Source organism: Providencia alcalifaciens DSM 30120 (assembly GCF_000173415.1).
Classification (GTDB): Bacteria; Pseudomonadota; Gammaproteobacteria; order Enterobacterales; family Enterobacteriaceae; genus Providencia; species Providencia alcalifaciens.
This window is the reverse complement of sequence record NZ_ABXW01000053.1, coordinates 1-12,958: the sequence shown is the minus strand read 5'-3', so window position 1 is coordinate 12,958 and position 12,958 is coordinate 1. Positions and strand designations below refer to the sequence as shown.

Sequence of the window (12,958 nt, the reverse complement as noted above, 5' to 3'; positions counted from 1 at the left end):
TGAGACCATTATCTTGCGGTAATGGTCTTTTTTATTTGTTCAAATTACATTCAAAATGAATGAGTTAGCATTTAATGTTAAATATCTGGCGATTCTTAACATTTATTTCTGATTATTCCGATCCGTCTATTCGTTTTTCGTGATATTTTAATTTGGCTATATGCTGATACGTAATTATCATTATAAAAAATAGATTGGAGTAAACATCATGAAACGCATCCTCTCTTTTGTCATTATCGCAACAGTGGCACTGGGTCTCAGTGCTTGTTCAAATATGTCAAAACAGAATAAAAACACAGCGATTGGAGCGACTGTCGGTGCTGTTGGAGGCGCAATATTAACGGATGGAAGCGCACTAGGTACTGTAGGTGGCGCAGCTATCGGTGGGATTATTGGACATCAAGTTAAGAAGTAATTCTGACACACAGTATGATGATAAATGGGGGAAATTTCCCCCATTTTATTTTGGTTCAACCACCCGCCAATTTGACTTGGTAGCCTTTTGCTTCAAGTAACTGTTTTAGTAAGTCGCGTTTATCACCTTGAATTTCAATGTCACCGTCTTTGACCGCGCCACCGCAACCACATTTTTTCTTTAATTCTGCTGCGAGTTTTGCCAGTTCCGCATCATCAAGATCTAGCCCTGTGACAACACAGACCCCTTTACCTTTACGGCCCGAGGTTTCACGGCGAATACGCACGATGCCATCACCTTTTGGTCGCACCGCTTTCGGCTTTTCTTCCTCAATGCGCCCAACGTCTGTGCTATACACTAAACGGCTGTTAGCGTCACTCATGCGATATCCCTGATTGATTGGTTGATCTGTTTTAAAGTCAGTGCAGGATCGTCACTCCGAGTGATTGGGCGTCCTATTACCATGTAGTCCACACCCGCCTCGAGCGCCTGTTGAGGCGTCATAATACGGCGCTGATCTCCCACATCACTCCCAACAGGGCGAATACCTGGAGTCACCAGCTTGAATTCTTGACCGCACACTGCTTTCAGTGCTTTGGCTTCATGTGCCGAACAGACTACACCATCAAGACCACACTGCTTGGTCAGGAGTGCTAAACGTTCTGCATGTTCTGCGGGGGTTAAGTTAATTCCAACGCCAGCAAGATCAGAAGCATCCATACTGGTTAATACTGTTACGGCTGTAAGTAAAGGTGCGTCTTTGCCATAGCTCTCAAGGGCTTGACGAGCGGCTTCCATCATACGAGCGCCACCGCTGGCATGGACGTTAACCATCCAGACACCCATTTCTGCTGCCGCTGAAACCGCTCGAGCGACGGTATTGGGAATATCGTGGAATTTAAGATCCAGAAAAACATCAAAACCACGGTCATGGAGTGACTTTACAAATTGAGGACCATTAAATGTGAACATCTCTTTGCCCACTTTTAAGCGACAATCGCGCGGATCAATCCTATCAACAAATGCGAGCGCTGCATCAGAATTTTCATAATCCAGAGCGACAATGATAGGCGAGTCAGTGTTAACGCGAACGAGGTTCTCAGTTGAGGAGTTCATTTCATAGCCTTTATTGAATATTATCAGAAATTAAAAGTGACACTGTCACTGACCATCCAGTCCACGAATCGGCTTAATGGTGTCCCAAGAGCGACAAGATGGACAGTGCCAATAGAGCGAACGGGAGGTAAAACCACATTTGTGGCAACGATAATCAGGTTTGGTTCGAATTTGTTCACCCACCATTTTACGCAGCAAGATCAAGCTCTCTTTCGCTCGACCTTCTTCCGCTTCCGCCAGATGGTAATCCATCAAACGGTAGAATAAACGCATAGTTGGATGACGCTGAATTTGGTCATTGATGTAACTCGCCGCGGCTTCGTGGTTTTGCTTTTCAACGATAATATCGGCGAGATATAACTCGGCAATAGCCCCAGTATTTCCATCAACACATTGTCGTAAATAGGCTTCCCAGCCGTCGGCCAGCCCTGTATGTCGATAACATTCATACAGTAATGGCAATGTTTCAGATACCAATTCTCTGTCTTGATGATAAACCTGCACTAATGCTGCAATGGCTTTCTCATAGTTACCTTGCTCAATAAAAATGCGCCCTTTCATAATCGAAACTCGTGCGCAATTTTTATCAGCCTGCTCACCTTTATTTAGCAAGCTTAGAGCTTCGTCAATATCATCACTCGCCAATTCTTGAGTGGCTAATTCACAGTAAAAATGGGCAATTTGCTCACGTAACTCTTCTGAGCCTAATTTTACCAATTTTGTCGCCGTTTCAATGGCTTTACCCCAATCACTGGTTAATTGATAAATCGACAATAATGATTGCAACGCGCTCTGCTTAAAATCCACTTCATCAGTAAGCTGTTGAAACATATTTTCAGCACGGTCATACACCCCCGCGGTCATATAATCACGACCCAGCTGCTGAGTTGCTAACAAGCGTTGTTCAAATGAGAGTGCGGCACTTTCCACCAGCGACTGGTGAATACGAATAGCTCGCTCGACTTCACCGCGAGAACGGAATAAATTACCTAACGTCAGATGAGCTTCAAACGCGGAGCTATCTTCTGTTTTTAGCATTTCGAGAAACAAATCAACCGCTTTATCTTGTTGATTTGATAATAGGAAGTTCACGCCTGTCACATAGTCGCGTGACAAGCGATTAGCGTGCTGCTGCTTATCTTGCTGAGCACTTCTGCGCCCCATGTACCAGCCGTAGGCCGCGGCAACAGGTAGCAACAGAAAAAGCAACTCGAACATTGAGGATTATTCCTTGTTCTGAGCTGTCACTAATTCGGTTGAGTCAGAAATGGTCTTCTCTCCAGCACCCAATTGTGATTCTAAACGTCTAATTTTACGACGTGCATTCTTAAGGCTAACAATGGTACGCAAATAAAACACCGCACACACCAGCCACCCCAGCACAAAACCGACACCAAACAAGGTTGCAAGTAACGAGGATAACGAAAAATCCCCTTTTGCAATCAGGTAGTTAAATGTAATAACCTGATCATTGCTTGAACCTAGCGTAATCGACACAATAAAAACAGCGACCGCTAGTAATAAAATCAGAAAGTATTTCACATTTTTTCCCGTTATCAGTTCTTATCGTTCCAAAACATATCGCTGATAAGGTAGCATTTTCAGCGCATTCAGACAAAGTAAATTATTAACTTCACCATTCCAATCGCACTAAAAACCGCCCTTTTTCATCAGAATAACTCGATCGGCGTGAAATTCATTTCTCGAATAACCGAGATTGATATATCCAACAGCCTAAAAGCGCAAAAAGTGCACTAATAAGTGTCGACGTAATAATATCTATTGGCCAATGCATACCGAGTAACATCCGACTGAGTCCAATCCCTTCAGCCCAACACAATAACCCGATCCCCAATATATACTGACGCTGTTGCCAGAACAGTGCCATTAATAATAACGCCCAAGCGGCCGCAAATAACATATGGCCAGAAGGGAAAGAATAGCCCGTTTCTACTTGCCAATGCTGACGTTGCCATTTCGGAATCAGAGAATTCGACTTCACGCTATTCTTGATTAAATCCGCGCGTTCTCCACGTTTTAAATTATAGAAGACTTGATGAGGGATTTGGGCAGTCTTCTCCAGCCACATCACATAAGGTCTTGGTTCTTGAAAAGAACTTTTCATCAAAGATTTAACACCTTGCGCACCAAGAATACAGAGCAAAATGATGACCAACAGTTTCAGCCATTGGCTTCGTTGATGACGAAATACCACCAGCGTTAATAACGTTAAGAACACGAAGGTAATATAGCTATACGGTAGCCCTGCGCTATCCGTTAGCCAAAGAAGCCATTTCATCGACGGTTGCTGTTCTGGCGACCAGTGCCAGCCTGTCACTATCATAGCTATCGGCGGTAATAGCAAAAAAATAACACTTATTGCAATAATATAAGCGCTCTTTCTCATCTAGAATGATCCTTAAGTTTTAAATTATTCCCTAATAAACAAATTTCGCATGACCTTGTAATATCTCTGTTATAGTAGTACAGCGTCGGCTGTGTGCAAAGAATGCCGGACTCTATATGCAAACGTCATATAGCATCGATATATTTAACTTTAGTAACTATATCGATTTACGTGTTTAATTCAGCAAGAGTTACTTTAACTAATGAAAGAAAATATGCAGCTAAAACGTATTGCCGAAGCCAAACTACCTACCCCTTTCGGTGAATTCCTAATGGTAGGGTTTGAGGAAATCGCAACCGGTCATGACCATGTTGCTCTCATTTTTGGTGATATTTCAGGCGCAACGCCAATACTCAGTCGAATTCATTCCGAATGCTTAACTGGCGATGCATTATTTAGTTTACGTTGTGACTGTGGTTTTCAGTTAGAAGCTGCGCTCAAGCAAATTAGTGAAGAAGGTCGAGGGGTGCTCCTGTATCACCGCCAAGAAGGCCGCAACATAGGATTACTGAACAAAATCCGTGCATATGCGTTGCAAGACCAAGGTTTAGATACCGTTGAAGCTAACCTAAAATTAGGGTTTAAAGCCGATGAACGTGATTTTACCCTGTGCTCTGATATGTATAAATTATTGGGGATAAATGAAGTCCGTTTACTGACGAATAACCCGAAAAAAATCGACATTATGCGTGAAGCTGGCATCAATGTGGTTGAGCGTGTGCCATTAATTGTTGGACGAAATCCTAGCAACGAACATTATTTAGATGTAAAAGCACAAAAAATGGGTCATATGTTATTTAAGCACCAATAATTAATCTATCTCAATCAGGAAGAGTGTTCCGCGCTCTTCCTATTATCTTGTCTTAATTCCCATTGTTACCATAACACTTGAATCCATAACATTTGACGGATGTTATATTCACATTCTTTTTATAAGGTTTATACTGTTCGCAATTTAATACCATTCATTATTTAATACATCGAAAAATGAGAGTGGAACATTCCCACATAATAATCCGAATGGGAAATGTCTATTTTTCGTCTACCAAGGAGATAGTGTGAATAACCTGCATTCCATCCAACGCATGAGAAGACTGCGTAAAAGTGAACAATTCCGCGACCTATTCCAAGAAACCCATCTCTCCATTAATGATTTATGTTTACCTATCTTTGTTGAAGAAGGTTTAGACGATTACGCCCCTATCGCCAGTATGCCAGGCGTAGTTCGTATCCCAGAGAAACGTTTAGCGCATGAAATTGAGCGTATTGCCAAAGCGGGCATTAAATCTGTGATGACATTTGGCGTTTCCCATCACTTAGATGAAAATGGTAGCGATGCATGGCAAGAAAATGGCCTGGTGGCACGTATGTCTCGCATCTGTAAAGAGACAGTCCCAGAAATGATTGTAATGTCAGACACCTGTTTCTGTGAATATACTTCTCATGGGCATTGCGGTGTGATGCATGGTGACGTTGTTGATAACGATCAGACTATCCATAATTTGGGTCTACAAGCGGTTGCTGCGGCACGTGCAGGTGCTGATTTTATTGCGCCATCCGCAGCAATGGATGGGCAAGTTGCCGCTATCCGCCATGCGCTGGATGCGGCTGGATTTACAGATACCGCAATCATGTCTTATTCCACTAAATTCGCCTCTGCCCTGTATGGTCCATTCCGTGACGCAGCGGGTTCATGCTTAAAAGGTGATCGTAAAACTTACCAAATGAACCCAATGAACCGCCGCGAAGCGCTACATGAGTCTCTCATCGATATGCAAGAAGGTGCAGATGCACTCATGGTGAAACCGGCAGGTGCCTATTTGGATATCATCCGAGACCTACGCGAATGCACTCAATTACCGATCGGGGCTTACCAAGTCAGCGGTGAATACGCCATGATCAAATTTGCAGCCCAAGCGGGAGCAATTGATGAAACACGCGTGACACTGGAAAGCTTAGGTGCTATCAAACGTGCAGGTGCTGACTTAATCTTTACCTATTTCGCACTGCAATTAGCAGAAAATAAAATCTTATAATTTATTATTTAGATAGAAAAAACGCCGATACTGGATATAAATACAGTATCGGCGTTTTCGTTCATTTTAGCTTAATTATTAAACAACTTGCTAGTTAACTCGCCTTCTTTTGTTGAAAAGCGAGCTGCTCAGATAAACGGTCTGCATACATTTGCGCCGTTTCTGGAGATAATAACCCAGCAATCAGGAGATCTTTTTTACCATTCGTAAGGTCTGCCACCACGCCCCACGTTTCAATATCCATCGTTTCACAATCAAGCTCATGCTCAGTAACAGGCAAAATATCAAAAAAATCTTTTAACGGTGCAATAGAAATTGCGGTGTATTCCGCATTTAGACCTAATGGGAATTCTTTATCTGCATATAATCTTAAATCATGAACTTCCGTTTCTGGCGTTCTCATTACAACGGAATATAGGTTCGGAATATGTTCTAAAATGTCACGAACTTCATCATTAGCACCGGCACAATGTGTCGTACTTAATAAAATGTCTGCTGCCCACAATGCACCCTTGAAAAAATCAGTTTCATTGATAATCGCCATATTAATTTCCTTTACGCTATTTTCGATAAATGCGGTCACATCATTCCATCAAACTACTGAACTTTTTCTGAATACTGACTACCACAATAGCTGAGAAGCTGGCTAAAAAACTTGAGAAATAACAATATTAAGCATTAATAAAGAAAAAACGCCCGCGATAACAATCGCAGGCGTTATAAACGAACGTTAATTGAGCATTTGGCGGATCACATAATGTAAGATCCCACCATGTCGGTAATATTCCATTTCGGTCGCCGTATCAATCCGGCAGCGAGTTTTAATCTCTTTCACCTCACCATTACCATACGTAATTGTCACCTTAAGATCTTGGCTTGGGCTTAAAGATTGAAGCCCTACCACGTCAATACGTTCGTCACCTTTTAAGCCTAAACTTTTGCGCGTTTCACCGCCGGTAAATTCTAATGGGATCACCCCCATTCCAATTAAGTTAGAGCGGTGAATACGTTCATAAGATTCGGCTATTACTACGCGAACCCCCAGTAGATTAGTGCCTTTTGCAGCCCAATCTCGACTAGAGCCTGACCCGTATTCTTTACCTGCAATAATGGCTAATGGACGCTTCTCTTGCTGGTATAGCATCGCGGCATCAAAAATAGCCATTTGTTTACCCGTTGGAATATGCACGGTATAGCCACCTTCAACACCGGGTACCATTTCATTACGAATACGGATGTTGGCAAAGGTTCCTCGCATCATCACTTCATGGTTACCACGACGGGAACCATAAGAGTTGAAGTCTGCTACCGCAACACCATGCTCCTGCAAGTAACGCCCAGCAGGACTGTCCTTCTTAATATTTCCCGCTGGAGAAATATGGTCTGTTGTCACCGAATCCCCAAGAATTGCGAGAATGCTCGCACCATGAATATCAGCAACAGGTTTAGGCTGGGCGGGCATATTTTCAAAAAATGGCGGGTGGCGGATATAGGTCGAATTCCCTTGCCAGTGATACGTTGAAGAACTTTCCACATTCAGCGCTCGCCATGCTTCATCCCCTTCAAATACCGCATTATATTCCTTATGGAACATATCCGTTTTGACTTTCTCAACTGCACTGGCAATTTCCGCGCTGGATGGCCAAATGTCTTTTAGATAGACAGGCTGTCCTTGTTTATCCATGCCTAATGGATCAGTTTTTAAGTTAACGTGCATATTACCCGCAAGCGCATAGGCAACCACCAATGGTGGTGATGCTAACCAGTTAGTTTTAACGAGCGGATGGATACGTCCTTCAAAGTTACGGTTACCTGAAAGCACTGCACCGACCGTCAAATCAGACTGTTTAATTGCCTCCTCAATAGGCGCAGGTAACGGACCAGAGTTACCAATACAGGTTGTACAGCCATAGCCCACAAGGTTAAAACCTAATTGATCAAGATAAGGGGTTAATCCTGCCAATTTGAGGTAATCAGTCACCACTTTAGAACCTGGAGCCAAAGAAGATTTAACCCACGGTTGGCGCATCAACCCTTTTTCTACGGCTTTTTTCGCCAGCAACCCTGCCGCCATTAAAACGCTCGGGTTAGACGTGTTAGTACATGATGTGATAGCCGCAATCACAACTGCGCCATCAGTCAGATCAAATTCGTGCTCTTGATAATTAACCCGCGGATGTGCATGTTTATCCTGTTTATTGAGCTCTAAATCCACAGCGCTTTGGAATGCGTTTGGTACTTGGCTCAGCTCAACACGGTCTTGAGGACGCTTAGGGCCTGCAAGGCTAGATTCTACCGTCCCCATGTCTAGCGCTAATGTACTGGTGAATATTGGCTCATCCCCCTGATGACGCCATAAACCTTGTTGTTTACTATAGGCTTCCACCAGCGCAATTTCATCATCTTGGCGTCCAGTGAGTTTCATGTATGACAATGTGATTTCATCAATTGGGAAGAAACCACACGTAGCACCATATTCTGGCGCCATATTGGCGATAGTTGCTCGGTCGGCTAACGGTAAATCCGCCAAACCATCACCGTAGAATTCGACAAATTTACCCACAACACCCTGTTTACGCAGCATTTGAGTCACAGTTAATACTAAGTCAGTCGCCGTGATCCCTTCTGCCAATTTTCCAGTTAGTTTAAAGCCTACAACGTCTGGGATCAGCATAGAAACGGGCTGACCAAGCATCGCGGCTTCTGCCTCAATCCCACCAACACCCCAACCTAATACGCCAAGACCGTTGATCATGGTGGTGTGAGAGTCTGTCCCGACCAGCGTGTCCGGATAGGCCATTAATTTACCGTCAACCTCTTCATGCCAAATCGCTTTACCGAGGTATTCAAGGTTAACTTGGTGACAGATCCCCGTTCCCGGCGGCACCACTCTAAAACGGTTGAAGGCTTTTTGCCCCCAGCGTAAAAAGAGGTAACGTTCATGGTTGCGTTTCATTTCAATTTCAACGTTGTCATCAAACGCTTGGGTATTACCAAACTCATCAACCATCACGGAGTGGTCAATGACTAAATCGACAGGAGATAACGGGTTCACTTGATTAACATTGCCACCTAACGATTTAACTGCCTCACGCATCGCAGCAAGGTCAACAACCGCAGGAACACCCGTAAAATCTTGCATCAGCACTCGAGCTGGACGATAAGCAATTTCTCTATCTGCATGGGCATTTTTTTGCCAATCAATGATGGCTTGGAGATCGGCGTCAACGACGGATTTACCGTCGATATGACGCAACAAATTTTCGAGAAGAACTTTGAGGGACTTAGGTAATCTTGCCCCGCTACCCAACTGTTTTTCGGCAAGGGCAAGACTGAAGTAATTATACTGTTTGTTACCGACATTCAGCGTTGCTGCACTGTTTGCTTTCAAACTCAACGACATAACTCCTCCTTGGCGTTTTTATCACCTTATTTTTTTACGCAGTATTATTAATCATAGTCCTCATAATCAATTCCTTTATAGATTTTGTGCCAATTATAAGATCGGTAGCTCAATCTCTTTGAAAAACTCTTCAATATCTTCGTTATTACGTAAAGCAATCGCTTTATCAACCACATCGCGAGTCAAATGTGGAGCAAAACGCCAAATAAAATCATACATGTAACTACGTAAGAAACTGGTGCGTTTAAAACCAATCTTCGTGGTGCTATAGCTAAACTTATCGCGCATATCAATCACCACTAAGTCTTTATCCACTTCAGGATCAACTGCCATGCTGGCGATAATTCCAATCCCTAAACCGAGCTTCACATAAGTTTTAATCACATCCGCATCCGTAGCAGTGAAAATGATTTTCGGCTCTAATCCTACTTTTTGGAAAGCGACATCCAGCTCCGAACGCCCTGTAAAACCATGGGTATACGTGACAATTTGGTATTCGGCAATATCTTCAATCGTGACATTCTTTTTCTCTGTTAAAGGATGCCCTGTAGGCACGATGACACAACGGTTCCAGTGGTAGCATGGCAGCATGATCAGATCGCTATACAGATGGAGTGCTTCTGTCGCAATAGCAAAATCACTATTACCTTTGCAAACCTCTTCCGCTATTTGCGTTGGCGAACCCTGTTGCATATGCAAAGACACATGAGGATAACGTTCTATAAAGGTTTTAATGACTGGAGGTAAGGCATAACGTGCTTGGGTATGGGTGGTGGCAATCTTTAAGCTACCGCGATCGGGGATGGTATGTTCACCTGCAACCGAACGAATAGCTTCAATCTTGGAAAGTACTTCTCGGGAAATACGAACAACCTCTTCACCTGCGGGGGTGACATGCGTTAAATGCTTTCCGCTACGTGCAAATATTTGAATACCCAATTCATCTTCTAGCATTCTGACTTGCTTACTGATCCCTGGTTGGGAAGTAAATAGCCCTTCCGCCGTCGATGAAACATTCAGATCATGGTTAACGACTTCAACAATATATCGCAGCTGCTGTAACTTCATATTTGCCCCACCTCTCACAGAAAATCGTTTTTGCTATAGCTAAAAAACATTACATATAACAAAAAGTAATATTGTTTAATATATATATAACCAATATAACATCAAACTAATCAGAATAAACAGTATGATGATAATATTTCATCTCACTGATAAAAAAAGGCAGTCCCAAGTAAGGTATTGCAAAGTCAGATTATTTTTTTCTTCGACTATGCTTGAATAATTAGCATGCGAATTTTATTCCCATTTTGCGGTGAGCATCCTATTTAGACTACAGAGAGGTTATCTAGATGCGTATAAAAGTTTTAGCCATGATGGTCGGTTTATCAACCCTATCCTTTGCGCCTCACTTATTAGCGAAAGAGCTATCTTACGGTCAGCAAAAAATTGTGTTATCCGATTCAATTGTGCCGGGTAATGATTTCTATCAATACGTGAATCATGATTGGATTAATAACGCCAAGATCCCAACCGGCATGCCTCGAATTAACTCCTTCGTGGATTTGTATTTAAGTACCGAAAAACAAACGCAATCCATCATTGATGAATTGAAGCAAGCCCCAGAAAGCAGCTTGAATCATAATCAGAAAAATATTCGTAATTTATATTTAAGCTACCTTGATGAAGCCAGTATTGAAAAAGCGGGATTAACACCGATAAAGGCAGATTTAGCAGCCATTGCTCAAGCGAAAGATCATAACGATATTAGCCGACTAATGACACTGCCAGGTTATACCTCCGTCTTGTCTTATTGGGTCGATTTAGACGCGAAGGCGCCAGATACCTATATTTTGTATCTTGGACAAGGTGGACTTGGGTTACCTAACCGTAATTACTACCTTGACGACACGCCGCAAATGAAAGAAATCCGCAAAAACTATATTGCCTATATTGCGACTATTTTGAAATTAGCGGGCGAAAAAGATGTTAAGAAAAAAGCACAACAGATCTTTAACCTCGAAAAATCCATTGCTGAAGTCCATTGGAGTCCTGAAGCACGACGCGATACCATCAAAAATTACCACCCAATGACCTTAGCCGAAATGAAGAAATTCACCGATGGTTTTGCGTGGGATAGCTTTATTCAGCACTGGAAATTAACTGACCAACAACTGGCTAAAGTGGTCGTTGAAAATGACACCGCAGTAGAAAAAACGGCACAAATTTTTGCCAAAACCCCCGTTTCTATCTTGAAAGATTACCTGACATTCCAGTATGTGAATGACCACGCGAGTTATTTAAACAAAACCCTATCCGATGCTCGATTCGATTTTTACTCGAAAAAACTGAATGGCGTTGAGAAACAACGAACTCGCCAAGAACGTGCACTGCAAACTGTCAACGCATTGCAAGGTGAACCTCTTGGACAGATCTATGTGGAGAAATATTTCAACCCACAGTCAAAAGAGAAAATCCAAGATTTGGTGAGCTATGTACGGGGGACCTTCAATGCACGCCTAAAAGATAATGATTGGATGGATGAACCGACACGCCAAGAAGCGCTGAAAAAATTAGAGCAGTTCACTGTCAAAGTGGGCTATCCGGATAAATGGAATGACTTCAGTTCAATCAATTTGAAACCCAACACATTGATGGACAACTATAAGCAAGTGGAAGCATGGTCGTATAATGATGCCATGAGCAAAATTGGACAGCCTGTACGTAAGTGGGAATGGGGCATGACTCCGCAGACCATTAATGCTTATTTTAATCCGGTACAGAATGAAATAGTGTTCCCTGCTGCCATTTTACAAGCACCATTCTTCGACCCAAATGTCGATCCTGCTTATAACTATGGTGCCATTGGTGCCGTAATTGGTCATGAAATGGGGCATGGCTTTGATGACCAAGGTAGCTTATATGACGGAACCGGTCAGCTACGCAACTGGTGGAGTGACAGTGCTAAAGAGCACTTTAAAGAGAAAACGTCCAAATTGGTGGATCAGTATAATGGCTTTGCTGTCGATGGGCAGAAAGTGAATGGTGAATTAACTCTCGGCGAAAATATTGGGGATTTAGGCGGCTTAAACATTGCACTAAGTGCCTATAAACAATTTGCTAAAGAGAACTACCCAAATGGCGAGCCTCCGATTATTGATGGTATGACGGGTCTACAACGTTTCTTTATTTCGTGGGCAAGAACATGGCAAGAGTTGTCGAATAAGGAATCTGAACGCAATAAGATCCTCACCGATCCTCATAGCCCAAATCAGTTCCGTGCCAATGGTGTTGTCCGTAATATCGATGACTGGTATACCACTTTCGGCGTTGATAAGGATAATGCCCTGTACCTCGCACCAGAAAAACGCATTAAGATTTGGTGATGGTTTTTGGTGTTTTATAAGATAAAGGCGCTAACCAGCGCCTTTTTTTATGATGGTGTTATACCGTCATACATTCTAAATAACGAGAATGATAACTCAGAGCCTTCCTTCTAAATAATTTACGTTAGAACAAGGCGGCGAGCGCGGGTATCTCGGGAAGCATACAAAAGTATGTGACCCGAGTAACCAAGT

Annotated in this window: 12 protein-coding genes; 4 read left to right on the top strand and 8 right to left on the bottom strand. The window is 42.8% G+C overall.

Translation table 11 applies throughout. The features are described from left to right. Positions 1 to 208: 208 nt before the first annotated feature. Positions 209 to 415: an osmotically-inducible lipoprotein OsmB gene (osmB, locus tag PROVALCAL_RS13100; protein ID WP_006659769.1), complete on the top strand. Its 207-nt coding sequence runs from the start codon at positions 209 to 211 to the stop codon at positions 413 to 415. A gap of 55 nt (positions 416 to 470) precedes the next feature. On the opposite strand, the gene yciH is transcribed toward osmB, so the two are convergent. From yciH to PROVALCAL_RS13075, 5 genes are all read right to left on the bottom strand, one after another. Next, the gene (gene yciH / locus PROVALCAL_RS13095; protein ID WP_006659768.1) at positions 471 to 797 is read right to left on the bottom strand and encodes a stress response translation initiation inhibitor YciH; all 327 of its coding nucleotides are present in this window, start codon (positions 795 to 797) and stop codon (positions 471 to 473) included. Continuing rightward, the gene (gene pyrF, locus PROVALCAL_RS13090) at positions 794 to 1,531 is read right to left on the bottom strand and encodes an orotidine-5'-phosphate decarboxylase (RefSeq protein ID WP_006659767.1); all 738 of its coding nucleotides are present in this window, start codon (positions 1,529 to 1,531) and stop codon (positions 794 to 796) included. Before pyrF ends, yciH begins: the two co-directional genes overlap by 4 nt. 45 nt (positions 1,532 to 1,576) lie before the next feature. Further along, a complete protein-coding gene (gene lapB, locus PROVALCAL_RS13085; protein WP_006659766.1) occupies positions 1,577 to 2,749 on the bottom strand; it encodes a lipopolysaccharide assembly protein LapB in 1,173 nt (390 codons plus the stop codon). Positions 2,750 to 2,755: 6 nt separating this feature from the next. Further along, positions 2,756 to 3,073, bottom strand: a complete 318-nt coding sequence (locus tag PROVALCAL_RS13080; RefSeq protein WP_006659765.1) for a LapA family protein — start codon at positions 3,071 to 3,073, stop codon at positions 2,756 to 2,758. A gap of 154 nt (positions 3,074 to 3,227) precedes the next feature. Beyond that, the gene (locus tag PROVALCAL_RS13075) at positions 3,228 to 3,938 is read right to left on the bottom strand and encodes a phosphatase PAP2 family protein (protein WP_006659764.1); all 711 of its coding nucleotides are present in this window, start codon (positions 3,936 to 3,938) and stop codon (positions 3,228 to 3,230) included. 214 nt (positions 3,939 to 4,152) lie between these two features. Between PROVALCAL_RS13075 and ribA the strand changes: the two genes are divergently transcribed. Together ribA and hemB are read left to right on the top strand one after the other, a co-directional pair. Beyond that, complete coding sequence (gene ribA, locus PROVALCAL_RS13070) at positions 4,153 to 4,749, top strand: GTP cyclohydrolase II (RefSeq protein ID WP_006661700.1); 597 nt, start codon at positions 4,153 to 4,155, stop codon at positions 4,747 to 4,749. Between the two features lie 247 nt (positions 4,750 to 4,996). Further along, a complete protein-coding gene (gene hemB / locus PROVALCAL_RS13065; protein ID WP_006661699.1) occupies positions 4,997 to 5,974 on the top strand; it encodes a porphobilinogen synthase in 978 nt (325 codons plus the stop codon). Between the two features lie 94 nt (positions 5,975 to 6,068). Here hemB and PROVALCAL_RS13060 read toward each other — a convergent pair whose 3' ends face one another. The 3 genes from PROVALCAL_RS13060 to cysB form a co-directional block, all read right to left on the bottom strand. Further along, a complete protein-coding gene (locus PROVALCAL_RS13060) occupies positions 6,069 to 6,518 on the bottom strand; it encodes a hypothetical protein (RefSeq protein ID WP_039862037.1) in 450 nt (149 codons plus the stop codon). Positions 6,519 to 6,704: 186 nt separating this feature from the next. After that, positions 6,705 to 9,377, bottom strand: a complete 2,673-nt coding sequence (gene acnA / locus PROVALCAL_RS13055; protein WP_006659760.1) for an aconitate hydratase AcnA — start codon at positions 9,375 to 9,377, stop codon at positions 6,705 to 6,707. A 93-nt stretch (positions 9,378 to 9,470) separates the two neighbouring features. Continuing rightward, positions 9,471 to 10,445, bottom strand: a complete 975-nt coding sequence (cysB, locus tag PROVALCAL_RS13050; RefSeq protein ID WP_006659759.1) for an HTH-type transcriptional regulator CysB — start codon at positions 10,443 to 10,445, stop codon at positions 9,471 to 9,473. A 287-nt stretch (positions 10,446 to 10,732) separates the two neighbouring features. Between cysB and PROVALCAL_RS13045 the strand changes: the two genes are divergently transcribed. Further along, complete coding sequence (locus PROVALCAL_RS13045) at positions 10,733 to 12,766, top strand: M13 family metallopeptidase (protein WP_006659758.1); 2,034 nt, start codon at positions 10,733 to 10,735, stop codon at positions 12,764 to 12,766. Positions 12,767 to 12,958 lie beyond the last annotated feature (192 nt).

Coding starts and splice junctions, on each gene's coding strand:
- PROVALCAL_RS13075 (WP_006659764.1), bottom strand. CDS start 3,938: ATGAGAAAGAGCGCTTATATTATTGCAATAAGTGTTATTTTTTTGCTA.
- ribA (WP_006661700.1), top strand. CDS start 4,153: ATGCAGCTAAAACGTATTGCCGAAGCCAAACTACCTACCCCTTTCGGT.
- PROVALCAL_RS13045 (WP_006659758.1), top strand. CDS start 10,733: ATGCGTATAAAAGTTTTAGCCATGATGGTCGGTTTATCAACCCTATCC.
- cysB (WP_006659759.1), bottom strand. CDS start 10,445: ATGAAGTTACAGCAGCTGCGATATATTGTTGAAGTCGTTAACCATGAT.
- osmB (WP_006659769.1), top strand. CDS start 209: ATGAAACGCATCCTCTCTTTTGTCATTATCGCAACAGTGGCACTGGGT.
- PROVALCAL_RS13060 (WP_039862037.1), bottom strand. CDS start 6,518: ATGGCGATTATCAATGAAACTGATTTTTTCAAGGGTGCATTGTGGGCA.
- lapB (WP_006659766.1), bottom strand. CDS start 2,749: ATGTTCGAGTTGCTTTTTCTGTTGCTACCTGTTGCCGCGGCCTACGGC.
- pyrF (WP_006659767.1), bottom strand. CDS start 1,531: ATGAACTCCTCAACTGAGAACCTCGTTCGCGTTAACACTGACTCGCCT.
- acnA (WP_006659760.1), bottom strand. CDS start 9,377: ATGTCGTTGAGTTTGAAAGCAAACAGTGCAGCAACGCTGAATGTCGGT.
- yciH (WP_006659768.1), bottom strand. CDS start 797: ATGAGTGACGCTAACAGCCGTTTAGTGTATAGCACAGACGTTGGGCGC.